General features: G+C 62.6%; 14 protein-coding genes. 11 read left to right on the top strand and 3 right to left on the bottom strand.

The features are described from left to right. On the top strand, window positions 1-1,353 hold a 1,353-nt coding region (locus C2L71_RS10930; RefSeq protein ID WP_239926648.1), incomplete at its 5' end, for an LCP family protein. Window positions 1,354-1,437: 84 nt separating this feature from the next. On the opposite strand, the gene galE is transcribed toward C2L71_RS10930, so the two are convergent. Further along, a complete protein-coding gene (galE, locus tag C2L71_RS10925) occupies window positions 1,438-2,574 on the bottom strand; it encodes a UDP-glucose 4-epimerase GalE (protein ID WP_103265789.1) in 1,137 nt (378 codons plus the stop codon). A 493-nt stretch (window positions 2,575-3,067) separates the two neighbouring features. Between galE and C2L71_RS10920 the strand changes: the two genes are divergently transcribed. Continuing rightward, entirely contained in the window at window positions 3,068-4,810 is a 1,743-nt protein-coding gene (locus tag C2L71_RS10920; protein ID WP_103265788.1) for an FAD-dependent oxidoreductase, read from the top strand. A 237-nt stretch (window positions 4,811-5,047) separates the two neighbouring features. On the opposite strand, the gene C2L71_RS10915 is transcribed toward C2L71_RS10920, so the two are convergent. Beyond that, on the bottom strand, window positions 5,048-6,505 hold the full coding sequence (locus C2L71_RS10915; protein ID WP_157938975.1) for a response regulator transcription factor: 1,458 nt from the start codon (window positions 6,503-6,505) through the stop codon (window positions 5,048-5,050). A gap of 254 nt (window positions 6,506-6,759) precedes the next feature. Between C2L71_RS10915 and C2L71_RS10910 the strand changes: the two genes are divergently transcribed. Continuing rightward, entirely contained in the window at window positions 6,760-8,175 is a 1,416-nt protein-coding gene (locus C2L71_RS10910) for a phosphohexomutase domain-containing protein (protein ID WP_103265786.1), read from the top strand. 350 nt (window positions 8,176-8,525) lie between these two features. On the opposite strand, the gene C2L71_RS10905 is transcribed toward C2L71_RS10910, so the two are convergent. Then, window positions 8,526-8,990 (bottom strand): hypothetical protein, encoded by a 465-nt coding sequence (locus tag C2L71_RS10905; RefSeq protein WP_239926646.1) that lies wholly within the window; start codon window positions 8,988-8,990, stop codon window positions 8,526-8,528. 119 nt (window positions 8,991-9,109) lie between these two features. Here C2L71_RS10905 and C2L71_RS10900 point away from each other — a divergent pair, with 119 nt between their 5' ends. From C2L71_RS10900 to C2L71_RS10865, 8 genes are all read left to right on the top strand, one after another. Continuing rightward, complete coding sequence (locus tag C2L71_RS10900) at window positions 9,110-9,364, top strand: dynein gamma chain protein (RefSeq protein WP_103265784.1); 255 nt, start codon at window positions 9,110-9,112, stop codon at window positions 9,362-9,364. A gap of 12 nt (window positions 9,365-9,376) precedes the next feature. Next, window positions 9,377-9,799, top strand: coding sequence for a nickel-responsive transcriptional regulator NikR (gene nikR / locus C2L71_RS10895; RefSeq protein WP_103265783.1), 423 nt, complete (start codon window positions 9,377-9,379; stop codon window positions 9,797-9,799). 114 nt (window positions 9,800-9,913) lie between these two features. Next, window positions 9,914-10,936 carry a hydrogenase expression/formation protein HypE gene (hypE, locus tag C2L71_RS10890; protein WP_103265782.1) on the top strand — a complete coding sequence of 341 codons (1,023 nt, stop codon included), beginning with the start codon at window positions 9,914-9,916 and terminating at the stop codon, window positions 10,934-10,936. A 157-nt stretch (window positions 10,937-11,093) separates the two neighbouring features. Further along, window positions 11,094-11,282, top strand: coding sequence for a 4Fe-4S binding protein (locus C2L71_RS10885; RefSeq protein ID WP_103265781.1), 189 nt, complete (start codon window positions 11,094-11,096; stop codon window positions 11,280-11,282). Between the two features lie 419 nt (window positions 11,283-11,701). After that, on the top strand, window positions 11,702-13,618 hold the full coding sequence (dnaK, locus tag C2L71_RS10880; protein WP_103265780.1) for a molecular chaperone DnaK: 1,917 nt from the start codon (window positions 11,702-11,704) through the stop codon (window positions 13,616-13,618). A gap of 5 nt (window positions 13,619-13,623) precedes the next feature. Then, entirely contained in the window at window positions 13,624-14,394 is a 771-nt protein-coding gene (locus C2L71_RS10875) for a nucleotide exchange factor GrpE (RefSeq protein ID WP_103265779.1), read from the top strand. A gap of 70 nt (window positions 14,395-14,464) precedes the next feature. Next, window positions 14,465-15,424 carry a DnaJ C-terminal domain-containing protein gene (locus C2L71_RS10870; protein WP_103265778.1) on the top strand — a complete coding sequence of 320 codons (960 nt, stop codon included), beginning with the start codon at window positions 14,465-14,467 and terminating at the stop codon, window positions 15,422-15,424. Next, complete coding sequence (locus tag C2L71_RS10865) at window positions 15,424-15,816, top strand: heat shock protein transcriptional repressor HspR (RefSeq protein ID WP_103265777.1); 393 nt, start codon at window positions 15,424-15,426, stop codon at window positions 15,814-15,816. The genes C2L71_RS10870 and C2L71_RS10865 overlap by 1 nt, the downstream gene beginning before the upstream one ends. Window positions 15,817-15,999 lie beyond the last annotated feature (183 nt).

The following is a 15,999-nucleotide window of genomic DNA, read 5'->3' as shown; positions in this document are numbered from 1 at the left end:
GTACGTGGCCGAGAGCGAGTGGGGCTCGAGGCGCTATCTGGACGTGACTCTGCTGGAGGGGTAGCCGCACCGGACGGCGGGCTTATGAGGCTGTCGGAAAAGTGCGCAAGATTCTTGACGGTACCGCAGGCGGCGAAGAAGATGAGCCGCGGCAAGAAGATCGCTGTCGGGGTGCTCGCCGCTTTTCTTGTTGCCGTTGTCGGGGGTGGCTCGGCCTTCGCGCTTTGGGTCAACTCCGTGAACGACCAGCTTAAAACGGGCACGAAAACCGAAGAGGAGCTCACCGCACTCCAGGACGTGCTCGCCCCGACGAAAACGTTCACCGAGCCCTTCTACGTCATGCTCATCGGGTCGGATCGTCGAGCGAACGACGAGTCGATGGGTGCTCGCTCCGACACGAACGTTGTCGTCCGCGTCGATCCGACTAGCAACCAGCTCACCATGGTGTCCATCCCCCGCGATACGAAGATCGATATCGACGGGTACGGCACCAACAAGTTCAACGCAGCCTATAACTACGGCGGTGCGGCTTCCACCATCCGCGAGGCGAACCAGCTTCTCGGTATCGAGATATCCCACTATGCCGAGGTCAACTTCGAGGAGTTGGTGGCGCTCGTCGATTCCGTTGGCGGCGTCGACGTGGAAGTGGAGTCGCGCGTCAATGATCCCAAGGCCGGAGACGCGGTCATAGAGCCGGGGCTGCAGCATCTCGACGGCGAGGCGGCGCTTACGTTCGCCCGCAGCCGCCAATACGTCGACGGCGATTTCACGCGTACGGCGAACCAGCGGAAACTTATCGGCGCACTCATCGACAAAGTGGTCACCCTGCCGATCACGGATCTGCCGGGCGTTATCCAAAGCGCGGCGCAGTGCGTGACGACGGATCTGTCGGTGAGCGACATCGTTGCCTTGGCCGAGCAGTTCAAAGACGAAGGTGACATCACCATTTACTCCGCCATGGTGCCTTCGACGACGGGCATGATCGATGAGGTCTCGTACGTGTTTACCGACAAGACCGCCCTGGCCGAAATGATGAGGATCGTGGAAGAAGGCGGCGACCCGAGCGGTATAACGGCATCGGCCAGCGCCTACGAAGGAACCTCCGAAAATGATGCGAACAGCTCCAACGGATCGTCGAGCAGCTCCGGTTCAAGTTCGCGGAGCAGGTCATACGACGACGATTCGGATAGCGGTGGGTCGAATGATGACTCTTCAGGCAATAAAAGCTCCTCCGATCAGGGATCGTCCAATGAAGGCGGCGGGGATGAAGGACCCGGGGAATCAGGAGGCTCTGAAGAGAACGGCGGCGCTTCTAGCACCGAGACAGAGGCCGAATCAGGCGCGAGCGAATAACGGTGATGCGCATGAGGGCGAACTGCGTTCGCCCTCATGCGAGCCTTGGTTTTCGGACAGCCCTTTCGTTACAGCAGCACGACGTTAAGCCGTGGCATACCCGTCGGGGTTCGTGGACTGCCAGCGCCAACCGTCCGCGCACATACGGTCAAGGTCGTACTGCGCCGTCCATCCCAGCTCGGCTCGCGCTTTGTCGCAGGCGGCGTAATTCTCGGCGATATCGCCTGCGCGCCGCGGCTTGATCTCGTACGGGAGTTCCTTGCCGCAGGCGCGCTCGAACGCATGCACTACGTCAAGCACGCTCGATCCCGTGCCTGTTCCTAAGTTGAAGATGCCCACACCGCGTCGCGTGCCGTCGGGGGCAGGTTCGCCGGCAATCTCGCCAAGGGTGTGGGCCGCGCCCGTACCCGTTTTACCGCCCATCCAGTCGAGCGCCGCCACATGCCCGCGGGCGAGGTCCACCACGTGGATGTAGTCGCGCACGCCCGTACCGTCCGGAGTGGGATAGTCGTCGCCGAACACGCCCACGCGCTCCAGCTTGCCCACGGCTACCTGCGCCACGTAAGGCAGCAGGTTGTTCGGGATGCCCTTCGGGTCCTCGCCGATGAGACCGCTCTCGTGCGCGCCGATGGGGTTGAAATAGCGCAGCAGCACGACGTTCCATTCTTCGTCGCCCCCGTACAGGTCGGTGAGCACCTGCTCCAGCATGCTCTTCGTCTGCCCGTAGGGATTCGTGGCATCGTGCTTCGGGCAGTCCTCGGTGATGGGGATGAATTCAGGTTCGCCGTACACGGTTGCGCTCGATGAAAACACGAGGTTCTTCACCCCATTGTCGCGCGCCACGTCGCACAGAACAAGCGTGCCGGCAACGTTGTTCCAGTAGTATTCGAGCGGCTTCTGCACGCTTTCGCCCACGGCCTTGAAGCCGGCGAAGTGGATGATGGCGTCGATGTCGTGCTTTTGGAAGATGCGCTGGAGTGCAAGCCGATCCAAGATGCTAGCCTCGTAGAAAACGAGTCGGTCGTCATCCGGCGCAAGTCCCGTGATCTGCCGGACGCGGTCGAGTGCGACCTCGCTCGAGTTGCTCAGATCATCCACGACCACAACGCGATACCCCTCGTTCAAAAGTTCGACGCATGTATGGCTGCCGATGAATCCGGCGCCGCCCGTGACGAGCACGCAGGTATTGGCGTGGTTCTTGGCAAGGCTCTTGTTCGACATCGAAGCTCTCCTCTCGCGCAGGCGCGCACCTGTTCGAAACCGTCGATCGGCTCGCGCGCCTCGGTGCGCGGTGCCGCTCGATCATAGTAGCAGCATCGAAGCGTTTCGGGGGCAAACCCGCCAAAGCCACATGCGGGGTTTCTCGCGTCGGAGTGTCGGTGGGCCTTCCCCCTGCGCCACTTCTCGCACGCTGCTCAATGCCGGGCCCTTTCCGACGCGGAGTGCACCTCCTTCCGCCTGTACGCGTGAAAACGCCTGCTTCCTCGTTCGCCATGCATCGTGGGAGAGGTTCGGCTGTCTTCAGAAAGGCGCCGTCCTGGTGTCAGGGACGCGAGATGGCGCATCGTGTCCCCCGAAAGGGGGCAATCGAGCGTTTTCGCAGGTGCCCCCTTTGTGGGGGATGCGAACCGGTGCGCCGCCGCGTAGGTTGTACGACGAGCGGAGAGGGGAGCGCCGGAGGGAGGCGCGGTCTCCGCACGAAAAGGAGTGCACTATGGAACTGAATCGCAGGAGTTTCCTCAAGGGTGCTGCCATGACGGCCGTCGGCGCCGTCGGCGCCACCGCGCTTGCAGGTTGCGCACCTTCGAACGCGTCCGACCAGGGTACCGCGACCGCTGACGGCGAAGCGTACAACACCGCGGAAACCATGCAGCGCAAGTGGTCGTTCGAAATCCCCCCCGAGCCTATTGCTGATTCTGACATTGCCGAAACCATCGAAGCCGATGTCATCGTGGTCGGTGCGGGCACGTCGGGCCTCATGACGGCCAATAGCGCGGCTGAAGCCGGCCTTGATGTGGTCATCGCGTCCGCATCCACCAAGCCCACGTCGCGCGGTGGTTCGAACAACGCCGTGTACTGCAAGGCGTTCGAGAAAGAGGGTTACCCCCGCGTTCCGGTCGAGCAGTATGAGAAGGAGATCTTCTGCCAGACGCACAAGGTCGATCAGCGCAAGTGGTACCAACATTACAACAACTCCGAAGAAGCCATGAACTGGGCCTGCGATCTTATGGAGAAGGCGGGCTACGGTATCACCATTGAGATTGGCACGCCTGACGACGAGGACAGCCTGTACCTGCAGCGCACTGCGGCCGTCGGCTGGGATCTTAACGGCCAGACGCCGCCGGAAGAGGGCCTTGAGGTCGTCACCGGCAAAATGCAGCCGCTGTTTGTGTGGGAGCTCGCCCGTCACCTCGAAGAGGATTTAGGCGGCAAGATCTACTACAAGAACGTTGCCGAGCAGCTCATCCGCGAGGATGACAACACCGGCCGCGTGACCGCTGTCATCTGCAAGCGCGAGGACGATACCTATGCCAAGTACGTGGGCAAGAAGGCAATCGTTTTAGCCACGGGCGACTTCTCCGGCGACCGCGATATGATGCACCGCTTCTGCCCCGAGACCGCCGACTACGTCACCGACGACGTGTACGATGGCAAGCCTGACTACGATCAGGGATTCCGCTACGGCGGTATCTTCAAGGGGCAGGGCCAGAAGATGGGACTGTGGGTAGGCGCCGCCTGGCAGAAGAGCTTCCCGAACTGCACGATGGGCGCGTATTGGGGGCCTGGTCCGCGCAACCTGTACACGAACCACCTCGGCCTGCTCGTCGACCGCGACGGCCAGCGTTTCATGAACGAGAATTGCATCGGCCCCCTGGCCAGCCAGAACATCATGATGCTGCCCGAGAAGAAGGCGTTTGCCATCTGGGATGCCGGCTACGCGAACTACGAGGCCGTTTCCGGCGACTGGACGAATGATTCCATGATGACCGGCGATGAAGCCGTGGCTGCCGTCAAGGCATCGTGGGCGGAGGCAGCGTCGGGCAAGAACCCGAACTACGTCACCGGTGCAACCGTTGAGGAGGTTATCGAGAAGCTGGGCCTGCCCGCCGAGACCATCGAAACGGTGAAGCGTTACAACGAGCTGGCGACGAAAGGCGTCGACGAGGACTTCCACAAGGATCCGAAGCATCTGCATCCCATCGCGGAAGGCCCGTTCTACGGCGAATGGACCGACACGTTCGGCTTCCTCACTGTCATGGGCGGCCTGAACACCAATGTGCACATGCAGGTGTGCGATGCCGAGGATAATCCCATCCCGGGCCTGTACAACGTGGGCACCATGGTGGGCGATATGTTCTCCGGCACCTACACGTTCATGATCGAGGGAGCAAACTACGGTATGAACTGCGTGACATTCGGCTACCTCACCGGCAAGTACATTGCCGAGAACGAATAACCCCGAGCGCGTCCTGCGGTTCTAACCGTTCGCCGGTACCCGTCTGAACGCGCACGATGCCAATCCGGCCACATTGGCCATTCCCTCCCAGGATCGGGCCCCGCTGAGCGGGGCCCGATCCGTTTTCCATCCGATTGCCGCTCCGTCGGTTCCGCTGTATGCCACCGCGTACCCCTCGCGGCATGAAGAGGCCCTCCTCAGCATGCTGACGTGCCTGCTCGAGTGCAGGCATCGGGGCTAGTTGTCCATCGCCGTGGCTCGCTGTGCCACAAGCTCGATGAGCTCCTGCTTTGAATGCACGAGGAATTTCTGGTAGATGCGGCCCGAGTGCGTTTTCACCGTCTCCTCGGCTATGTTGAGCTCGCGCGCAATGGCTTTGCGGCTGTATCCCTTCACGACGAGATCGAACACCTCGGTCTCGCGTTTCGACAGCCGATGTTCGGTGGCGAGCATCTGACAGGCGACGGCCAGGCCGTTTTCAGAGCCGGTGCTCGGAGCGCTTGCGCCGGGGCTGACCGCGCCCCAGCCCAGCCTGATGTTCCGGCTGCTTGTCATGAACAGCGCGGCAAGTAGAAGGACGAATGCGGTGAAGATGGCCAGCGCATGCCAATCGGGCACGAGCACGTCAACCACGCTGCCAACGAATTGGCCGGCCAGCAGACATGCCGTTCCCGTGCCGATGATCCAGATAGGTGGCTGGCCCAGTCCTTTTGCCAGGTAAGCGCATAGCGAACACTGCATGAGGTACAGAAAGCAGTAGCCGGCATCAAGGCCGAGCACCCCGACGAACAGCGCTGGCTCGAGCATGCTGACGATGAAAAACCCGCTTGCCATAAGGGGAAAACCGATGCGGTAAATGAGTGCATCGAAGTTGTTCTTCACGGCGACCGCGCAGAAGAACAGCAGCACGACGGCGGCCAGGTATCCCATGCTCACCACAATGGTGGAGCTTCCGAAGCTGCTGATCAGAAAGCTGTGCATCACGCCCAGGCCCAAACCCTGAAAAAACGAGGTGACGAGGAACTTCGTGGGCACGCGCACCTCGATCTGCATGCCTTGGCCGTACAGCTCGCGGGCCGGCAGCCCCCGGATGCTCTTCCAGAGGCATGCCACCATCGGAACGGGCATGAGCACGAGCGCGACACGCCCCACCTCTCCGGGAAAAGCCGACAGCGCGAGCGCGCCGAACGTTCCGATGAGCAGCGCTGCGCTACCGTGAAACAGCACTTGAAGCGGGCCCAAGAAGCCAAACACACGCCCCGTTTCCAGGCAGATATTCGCGGTTCCGCAGCCGATGAGGATTGAACCCGTCAGGTACGTCAAAACGGCAAGATCGCGGTTGCCGCTCAGCAGCGATGGATACAGACAGTAGAGCAGCGCGCCCAGCACGAGCGCACCGCAGAGCGCAATGGGGAACCACCGAGCTTCGCTGATGCGGTTGACATGACGATAGCGCATGCTCCACAGCACATAGGTGAACACGCTCGCCACCAACACGATGGTGCCCTTCGGCAGTGAGGACAGCCCTGCTAGCGGCGAAGGGTCCAGAAACAAATACGGACTCTGAAACAACAACACCGTCTGCATCCAATAGAGGCCGAACCCTATGGAAAGGAACGGGTGGGCGGCGATCCCGTTCTTGAACTGCTGAAGATTGCGACGTTGTTCATCAAGACGATTGAAGGCGTTTACCACGGTCTCCCTCTCCCTTATTTGCGCTGCTTGCAGCGCAGGAATAGAATAGCATGTCATCGCTCGGTCGTGCGTTTCGGAAGGCTGCCTCCGAAGGGGGGGGCATTCGACGACCATCCGGTTCGCCGTCGGCTCTCTGCCCCTTTTGCGACGGATCGGCCCGGCGCGTTCCGGTTTGACTATAATACGGAGCACGAACCTCACGAACGGTCGACCGCGCAATGAGCGCGGCGGCAGATCGACGGAAAGGACGCTCCGTGGCAGATGGCATTCACTTCGGAACCGATGGCTGGCGAGCCGTCATCGGCGAGGATTTCACCAACGACAACCTTGTGCGCGTCATCGACGCGGCGGCGCGCGTTTTCAAGGAAGACGCTCTTGCGGCTGGCCGCGCCCAGGATGCGCCCGGCACCCTCATCGTGGGCCACGACTGCCGCCAGGACGCGCACGCCTACGCGCAGCTCGCGGCCGAAGTCGCAGCGGCGCAGGGCTTCGCCGTCAAGCTCACGCAGGACTACTGCCCCACGCCCACGCTGTGCTGGTCGGTCGCCCAGGACGCCGACGCGGTGGGCGGCATCATGCTGACTAGCAGCCACAACCCGGCTGAGTACCTGGGCGTGAAGCTGCGCATGTCCGACGGCGGCGCGGCGGGCAAGGAGTTTACTGACCGCGTGGAAGCCGCCTTCGCCGACGAGCCCACCGAGGCGCGTGGCACGTGCGAGACGGTCGACCTCATGACTCCGTACCTCGCTACGCTCAAGGAGCGCGTCGACGCCGAGGCTATTCGCAACGCCAACCTGCGCGTGGTGGTGGATCCGCTGTACGGCGCGGGCCGCATCTACCTGGCAACGCTGCTGCGCGATCTGGGCGTGGAGGTGTGCGAGATCAACAACGCCGAGGATCCGACGTTTGACGGTTTGCATCCCGAGCCTATTCCGCCTTGGGTGGACCGCTGCATCGCAAAGGTTCCCGAGCTGGGCTACGACGCGGGCTTCATCAACGACGGCGACGCCGATCGCATCGGCGCGGTGGACGAGCACGGCAACTTCGTGAACCCGCACCGCATCATCACGCTGCTTACCTCGCACCTCGCCGAGGACAAGGGCCTCACCGGCCGCGTCGTGTCCACCATCACCGCGTCGGCCATGCTCGCGCGCCAGTGCAAGCGCCTCGGCCTTGAGCTGACCAGCACGCCGGTGGGCTTCAAGTGGATCTACGCCGAGATGGAGAAGGGCGACGTCATGCTGGGCGGCGAGGAGTCCGGCGGCATCGGCATCCCCAGCCATGTCATGGAGCGCGATGGCCTGCTGATGGCGCTGCTGCTGTGCGAGACGATGGCGCAGCGCGGCATGAGCCTGGGCCAGCTGGTGGACGATATGTTCGAGAAGGTGGGCAAGCTGGAGTTCGAGCGCCAGGGCCTGAAGATTACCGACGAGCAGATGGCGAACTTCCGCGCGAACATCGTGCCGAGCTACGCGCCCGACGAGATGTGCGGCAAGAAGGTGGTGGACGTGGATCGTCGCGACGGCGTGAAGTTCTACCTCGAAGGCGATGCGTGGGTCATGATGCGCCCCTCCGGCACCGAGCCGCTCGTGCGCATCTACGCCGAGGCCGAGACGATGGACGAGGTGCGCGACCTGTTGAAGGCCGCCGAGAGCGCCGTCATGGCATAGTGTCGACGTACGAAGGTGTTCGCGGCTGACTCGCGCCTCGCGTTGACGCGGATCGGCGCCGAAGTTCGCACTGCCGTGCACGCCGGTATGTGAGCGCAAGCTGTCGTCTTCGGACATGCGCCCTCGGCTTCGGTTCGGACATGCGCCTCTCGGCTCGCACCTCGCGTCCTCGCCCTCGGCTTGCGCTTCGTGTCCGCGCCTCTCGACACGCGCCTCGCGCGGCCGGCATTCAGGCTCGCACTCTCGGTTTCGTTTCGCGCCGCCGCAAGATTGTTTCACGTGAAACATACGTACGCAGAACGCCTCGGGATACATCGCCGATCCCGAGGCGTTTCCGGTCTCGGCGTTCTCTAGTCTCCGAACTTCGGCAGCTTCTTGAGCAGAGCCCAGGCGATTTGTTTGTCCTGCCCGTCGTCAAGCATCGCGTCGAAGTCCCGAAACGCGATGCAGGTGCGGCCGAACACGTGGTTCGCCTTCCCGGTTTCCACCGAGCAGCGGTATGCGCGGCCGAGCGCCTCTGCCGCGTCGTTGTCTGCGGCAACAAGGCATACAGGATCCAAACCTTCCATAAGCAGGAACAGCGCCTGCTCGTCGAGCAGGCTGCCGTCGCCCGCATCAAGCGCGATGAACGTGCAGGCATCTCGGCCGTAACCGAGCGCATCGGCCGAGCTGCGCAGTGCCGTGCACCCGCGCTCTTCGAGGGGCTTTGCGCTCAGCACGCATACGAGCGCCGCGTGCGCACCGTCCAAGTGGGCTCCGAACAGATCCCACGTCTCATTCAGCGTGACCTCGTACATGTTACCATTCACGGACATTTTCACACGACCCCTTGCAGTTGCCTCACGTTCGCCGTATAACGATCATACTAGCAAGAAACGAGCGCCCACGACTGCGGAACGGAAGCGTCGGGCGCAGTTAGACGATAGGAGAACCGATGTGTACAAACGGTATCAATACTGGTCAGTTTGAGCAAATGGTCGACCAAATAGACGATCATATCAAGCTGGAGCGACGGTGGGCGCACACGCTCGGCCACATGGCGGGCGATGCCGGGTTCCCCACGGTGTCCGAGAAGATGCACGCGGCTCAGGCGCTGCTCGACGATGTGCGGGCGCTGCTCGACGAGGCTAAGGATGCGCTCGAAGACGATGCGCAGGCCTCGAGCAACGTCACTGTCAGCTTGGTGTAAGGGCAGCGGCACATGAGCAACGATCTCATGCGCTTTTCGGTTGCCATGCCCGAGGATCTGCTCATGAGGTTCGATAGGCTGGTGGCCCGCCGCGGGCTCGCGAAGAACCGCAGCGAAGTGGTGCGCGACCTCGTGCGCGACGCTCTGGTGGAAGACGAGTGCGCAACGCCGGGCACGGAGGTGGTCGGCACGCTCACCATCGTGTTCGACCATCACGCCAACGATCTGCAGGAAAAGCTGCATGCCATCCAGCATGAATACTTCGAATCCATCGTTTCGTCCATGCACGTGCACCTTGATGCCCACCATTGCCTCGAGGTCATCGTGCTGCGCGGGGAGACCGGCCTGGTGCAGGATATCGCCAACATTATTCTGGGAACCAAGGGCGTGAAGAACGGCCGCCTGGTCGTCACCACGACCGGACAGTACGCTTAGGGAGAAAGCCCTGACGACCTGATAGCCGTCAGGGCGAGGTTGCCGCTTCGCAGAACACGAATGTTTCACGTGAAACATTCGTTCGTTTCGGACGGTTAAAAGGCAAGGAGCTTTATGGATACCACAGTCATGCTCGGCCACGGTAGCGGCGGAACCATGATGAAAAGAATCATTGATGAAGTGTTCTTCGAGGCGTATGCCAGCGATGAGCTGCTGCGGGGCGATGATGCGGCGGTGCTGCCTGCGCCGGCCGAGGGCGAGCGGCTGGCGTTCTCCACTGACAGTTTTGTCGTGACGCCCCATTTCTTTCCCGGAGGCGACATCGGTCGGCTGGCTGTATGCGGCACCGTGAACGACGTGGCCACAAGCGGCGCCGTTCCCCGCTATCTGAGTTGCGGATTCGTCCTCGAAGAGGGATATCCCATCGAAGACCTCGAGCGCATCTGCGCTTCCATGGCCGCTTGCGCGCAAGAAGCGGGCGTGCGCCTGGTGACTGGCGATACGAAGGTAGTGAATCGCGGTCACGGCGACGGCGTCTTCATCAACACGAGCGGCATCGGCGTCTTGGCTCCCGGCGTCGAGCTGGGTGGCGCGCAGTGCCGCCCCGGCGACAAGGTGCTGGTCACCGGTACGCTCGGGGACCACGGTATCACGATCATGAGCTGCCGCGAGTCGTTGTCGTTCTCAGCCGACCTCGAAAGCGATGCAGCTCCGCTCAACCACCTTATCGCAGAGGTGCTGGCGGCGGCACCGCATACGCGCTGTTTCCGTGATCCCACGCGCGGCGGCCTGGCCTCCACGCTCAACGAGCTGGCCGCCCAGTCGGGCACCGACATCACCGTTGAGGAGGATGCCGTACCGGTGAAGCCGGCTGTGCTCGGCGCCTGCGAGATGTTGGGCTATGACCCGCTGCAGGTTGCAAACGAGGGCAAGATGGTGTGCGTCGTTTCCGCCGACGAAGCCGACGCGGCGCTTGCCGCTATGCACGCGAATCGATACGGCACGGACGCCGCTGTGATCGGCTCAGTGTCCAAGGCACAGCCCGAGCGCGGTCCGAAGGTGTTTTTGCGCACAGCGTTCGGCGGAACCCGTATCCTCGATATGCTCGTAGGGGAGCAGCTCCCGCGCATCTGCTGACGGCGGACTGCGGGTCATTGCCAATTTCTGCCGCCGCCTGAGAAATTCGCCATTTTTTCTTGCAATTGCAACGAAGCATGGTATCTTGCGGGCAGAACATTTTAGGGGAAGTTTTCCCGCGTTGCCGGGGATGCTTTCAGACGAGAAGGAGTTTGACATGGCTCACCCGGTTATTGAGGCCGATGAGTGCATCGGCTGTGGTATCTGCGTCGACGCGTGCCCGCAAGAAGTGCTCGAAGTTGTCGGCGGCGTCGCGGACGTTGTGAACGAAGACGCCTGCATCGCGTGCGGCGACTGCGTGGAAGAGTGCCCCATGGGCGCTATCCCCGAGGTCATCGAAGACTAGCTTCGCGAATCTGCTCGCGGTTTCAGAGCCCCGTCTCCTCAGCGCAGGAGGCGGGGCTCTTCTCATCTGGGGCATGGTATATCCCCCGGCGAGCGCCAAGACGGTCGCGCACGCTTCGAACGGAAAACGAGCGGGTGCGCATCGCGTAACGATCGCCCGGTGCGCCCTTGCTGCGGGCACTGCGGTCTATAGTTTTGTTCGTTGACAAAACTTACTTTACAAATTGGTAAAAAACTTGACAATGATTGACTTAGATTATATATTCCAAAACGTCGAAAGCAGGCTAAGTCCTTGAATCGCACCGTGCTGATTCGAGGGATTTCCCTTCGACCGCACGTCGCCGTAGGCGAAGCGAGCACACCGAACAGGCTGACGAACCCGAACAAGGCAACAGACTCCAACAGAGAGGAAGCAGCATAATGAGCAAGATACTTGGCATCGACTTGGGCACGACGAACTCCGCCATGGCCGTCATGGAGGGCTCCGAGCCCGAAATCCTCGTGAACGCGGAAGGCGACCGCACCACGCCGTCCGTCGAGGGCTTCCGTAAGGACGGCGAGCGCGTCGTCGGCAAAGCCGCGAAGAACCAGGCGGTCACGAACCCGGAGAATACCGTGTCCTCCGTGAAGCGCTTCATCGGCCGTTCGTTCGACGAGACGCCGGAAGAGCGCAAGACCGTCAGCTACAAGCTACAGAAGGGCAAGGACGGCCGCGCCGTCGTCGACATCGACGGCAAGGACTACACCCCGGAGGAGATCTCCGCCATGGTGCTCCAGAAGCTGAAGAACGACGCCGAAAAGCAGTTGGGCGCCCCTGTCACGCAGGCCGTCATCACGGTGCCCGCGTACTTCAACGACGCGCAGCGCCAGGCCACGAAGGATGCCGGCAAGATCGCGGGCCTCGAAGTGCTCCGCATCATCAACGAGCCAACGGCGGCTGCGCTTGCCTACGGCCTGGACAAGACGAATAAGGACGAGAAGATCCTCGTATTCGACCTGGGCGGCGGCACGTTCGACGTGTCCATCCTGGAGCTGGGCGACGGCGTGTTCGAGGTTGCGGCCACCGCCGGCGACAACCATCTGGGCGGCGACGATTGGGATCAGCGCATCATCGATTGGCTGGCCGACAAGTTCAAGGCCGACAACGGCATCGATCTGCGCCAGGATAAAATGGCTCTGCAGCGCTTGAAGGAAGCTGCCGAGAAGGCGAAGATGGAGCTGTCCTCCACGACGCAGGCCAACATCAACCTGCCGTTCATCACGGCCGACGCCTCCGGCCCGAAGCACCTCGACTACACGCTGACGCGCGCCGAGTTCGAGCGCATCACGAAGGATCTCCTCGACCGTTGCAAGAAGCCGGTCGAGCAGGCACTCAAGGATGCGGGCCTCAAAGCCGGCGACATCGACGAGGTCATCCTCGTAGGCGGTTCCACCCGCATGCCCGCCGTGCAGGATCTGGTCAAGAAACTTACCGGCAAAGAGCCGAACATGTCCGTGAACCCTGACGAGGTCGTGGCCATGGGCGCGGCCGTCCAGGGCGGCGTGCTGGCCGGCGACGTGGAGGGCATCCTGCTGCTCGACGTGACTCCGCTGTCGTTAGGCGTCGAGACGATGGGTGGCGTCATGACGAAGATGATCGACCGCAACACCACCATCCCCACCCGCAAGACGGAGATCTACTCCACCGCGGCCGACAACCAGACGTCCGTCGAGGTGCACGTGCTGCAGGGCGAGCGCCAGATGGCCCACGACAACAAGACGCTGGGCAAGTTCCAGCTGACTGGCATCCCGGCCGCGCGCCGCGGTGTGCCGCAAATCGAGGTCACGTTCGACATCGACGCGAACGGCATCGTGAACGTGTCGGCGAAGGACCTGGGCACCGGCAAGCAGCAGCAGATCACCATTTCCGGCTCCACCGCGCTGAACGACGACGAAGTCGAGCGCATGGTGAAGGACGCCGAGCTGCATGCCGAAGAGGACAAGAAGCGCAAGGAAGAGGTTGAGGTCCGCAACAACGCCGACGCGCTGGTGAACGCCACCGAGCAGACGCTCGCTGAAGTGGGCGACAAGGCGCCGTCCGATGTGAAGACCCAGGCCGAGGAAGCCATTGCCGAGGCCAAGAGCGCGCTCGAGGGTTCCGATCTGGATGCCATCAAGGCTGCGACCGAGAAGATGCAGCAGGCGGGCTACAAGCTGGCAGAGGTCGTGTACTCCACGCAGGGCGCGGATGCCGCCTCACAGGCTGCCGCCGCGGAGTCCACTCCGGCCGACGACACCATCGAAGCTGACTACGAGGTCGTCGAGGACGACGACGATAACAAGAAGGAAGGGAAGTAATCGCCATGGCCAAGCCGAGCACATCCTCGCCGGAGCGCGCGGCGCAAGGCGAAGGTAAGAAGATTCCCATCGAAGACGTGCACGGAGAGGCCGAGGCTGCTCGGCCCTCCAACCGGCAAACCGATCAGGGCGGCGGACACACCCCCTCCCCCGACGCCGCCGACGCCCCTTCGGCCGGCTCCTCCGAGCCGGCCCCGGGCGGCCCGGCCGGTACCGAGGCCGGTGCTGACGGCGCGGCGCCGCTGGAAGGCGAGCCCGTTGAGGATGCGGCGCGGTCGACCGATGAACAAGTCGTCCAGGCCCAGGCCGAGGCGCGGGAGTGGCAGGATAAGTTCATGCGCCTGCATGCCGAGTGGGACACGTATCGCCGGCGTACGGCCGAGCAGCGCGAAGCCGAGAAAGCCCGTGCGGCCGAGAAGCTGGTCACGAGCCTCCTGCCCGTGATCGACGATTTCGAGCGAACGATCGACTATGCCACGTCCAATGGTGAAACCGGTCTATTCGACGGTGTGCAGGCTGTACACTCGAAGCTCATCGACGTGCTGACGAAGGACGGCGTCGAGGTCATCAACCCGGCCGGCGAGGCGTTCGACGCGCTGGAAGCTCAGGCCGTCGCTACCGTCGATGACCCAAGCGTGCCCGACGAGACGGTGGCCGAGGTCTACCAGCGAGGGTACAAGATGGGAACAAAAGTCTTGCGACCTGCCATGGTAACCGTCACGACAGGCGGGCCAAAGCGGGAGAAACCGCAGGAAGAATCGGAAAACCAGAAGTAGTTACCAGAAGCGGGCAAGACTATGAGGACGGCCCGCTTCTGCTATCAGATAGAGTAAGGAGGTGGGGCGCATGGCGGCGACTCCCGATTACTACAAGACGCTCGGCGTTCCACGCACCGCAACGGCCGACGAGATAAAGAAGGCGTTCCGCAAGCTCGCGCGCACGCATCATCCTGACACGGGCGGCGACGAGGCGAAGTTCAAGGAGCTCAACGAAGCCTACGAGGTGCTTTCCGACGACAAGAAGCGCAAGCTCTACGATCAGTACGGCACCGCGAACGAGAACCAGGTTCCGCAGGGCTGGGGCGGCGGAGCGGTGCATGTCGAGGATATTTTCGGAGGCGGCGGAGGCGCTGGCTTCGGCAGCTGGGCCGACATCCTCGAAAGCATCCGGCACGGCGAAGGCGCGTTCGGTACCGAATGGGATTTTGGCGGCGGTGGAAGCGGCGGCTTCGGCGGCGGCGCTCGGCAGCCACGGCCTCGCAAAGGCCAGGATATGAACGTGACGCTCAACGTAACGTTCGAAGAGGCCTTTAAAGGCGCCGAGAAGCGCGTGACCGTGCGCGTGCCCGGGCGCAATGAGTCCGAGACTCTGACCGTGAAGATACCGGCCGGCGCCGTGGACGGCGGTCGTCTGCGCTTCAAGGGCAAGGGCGGCCCCGGCGAGAACGGCGGTGCAGCGGGAGATCTGCTCATCACGACGAAGATCGACGAGCATCCCTACTATCGCCGCAAGTCCGCCGACGTTCTCATGGACGTGCCGGTGAGCGTGGCCGAGGCCGCGCTGGGCGCAAGCATTGTTGTGCCGGCGCCCGACGGCACGAAGGTGCGCGTCAAGATTCCGAAGGGCACGCAGGATGATACGGTTCTTTCGATCAAGGGCAAGGGTGCTCCACAGGTGAAGGGCCAGGGCACGGGCGATCTGAAGATCACCGTCAAGGTGGTCGTGCCCACGGCTATGAACGAGGGCCAGAAAAAGGCCATGGAGGATTTCCTGTCAGCCACGACCCAGGACGTGAGGAGCTGGTGATGACCGACCGCAACGACCGCAACCGTCCGCTCTACATGATCAGCGTGGCCGCACAGTTGGCGGGCGTGCATCCGCAGACGCTGCGCGCCTACGAACAGAAAGGACTCGTGACGCCGCAACGCACGAGCGGCAACACGCGTATGTACTCGCAGGCCGACATCGAACGGCTCGAGCTCATCAACGAGCTTACGAGCGAAGGCATCAATCTGGCGGGCGTCATCCGCATTCTCGATTTGCAGGGAAGGCTGGACGAGCGCGACACCGAGCTCGACGATCTGCACAAGCGCGTACGCCGTCTGGCCGATCGCGTGCACGAGCTGGAGACGCGCGAAAGCGTGAACGCACTCGTGCGGGTGTCCGATGCCCCCTCCGTCCTGCGGCGGCTCCCCTAGCCTCGCAAGTGGCGCGGAAGAGTTCGGCACGACCAGGCTTTCGCTGCGTTTGAACCGACGCTCGCGGGGTCTTCGACCGTGGCGATCGAGAAGTATCGGCGGCGCTTCGTCGAGCGGCGGTCCCGTACAGGCGGCGCGGTGTTTCACGTGAAACATAGAATGATCGATTCGATCATAAAGGAG

It is taken from the genome of Enteroscipio rubneri (assembly GCF_002899715.1).
GTDB classification, from domain to species: Bacteria; Actinomycetota; Coriobacteriia; order Coriobacteriales; family Eggerthellaceae; genus Enteroscipio; species Enteroscipio rubneri.
Note: the sequence above shows the minus strand (reverse complement) of the source record. Positions and strands in the feature narration are given on the sequence as shown.

Coding starts and splice junctions, on each gene's coding strand:
- galE (WP_103265789.1), bottom strand. CDS start 2,574: ATGTCGAACAAGAGCCTTGCCAAGAACCACGCCAATACCTGCGTGCTC.
- C2L71_RS10920 (WP_103265788.1), top strand. CDS start 3,068: ATGGAACTGAATCGCAGGAGTTTCCTCAAGGGTGCTGCCATGACGGCC.
- C2L71_RS10905 (WP_239926646.1), bottom strand. CDS start 8,990: ATGTCCGTGAATGGTAACATGTACGAGGTCACGCTGAATGAGACGTGG.
- C2L71_RS10900 (WP_103265784.1), top strand. CDS start 9,110: ATGTGTACAAACGGTATCAATACTGGTCAGTTTGAGCAAATGGTCGAC.
- nikR (WP_103265783.1), top strand. CDS start 9,377: ATGAGCAACGATCTCATGCGCTTTTCGGTTGCCATGCCCGAGGATCTG.
- hypE (WP_103265782.1), top strand. CDS start 9,914: ATGGATACCACAGTCATGCTCGGCCACGGTAGCGGCGGAACCATGATG.
- C2L71_RS10885 (WP_103265781.1), top strand. CDS start 11,094: ATGGCTCACCCGGTTATTGAGGCCGATGAGTGCATCGGCTGTGGTATC.
- dnaK (WP_103265780.1), top strand. CDS start 11,702: ATGAGCAAGATACTTGGCATCGACTTGGGCACGACGAACTCCGCCATG.
- C2L71_RS10875 (WP_103265779.1), top strand. CDS start 13,624: ATGGCCAAGCCGAGCACATCCTCGCCGGAGCGCGCGGCGCAAGGCGAA.
- C2L71_RS10870 (WP_103265778.1), top strand. CDS start 14,465: ATGGCGGCGACTCCCGATTACTACAAGACGCTCGGCGTTCCACGCACC.
- C2L71_RS10865 (WP_103265777.1), top strand. CDS start 15,424: ATGACCGACCGCAACGACCGCAACCGTCCGCTCTACATGATCAGCGTG.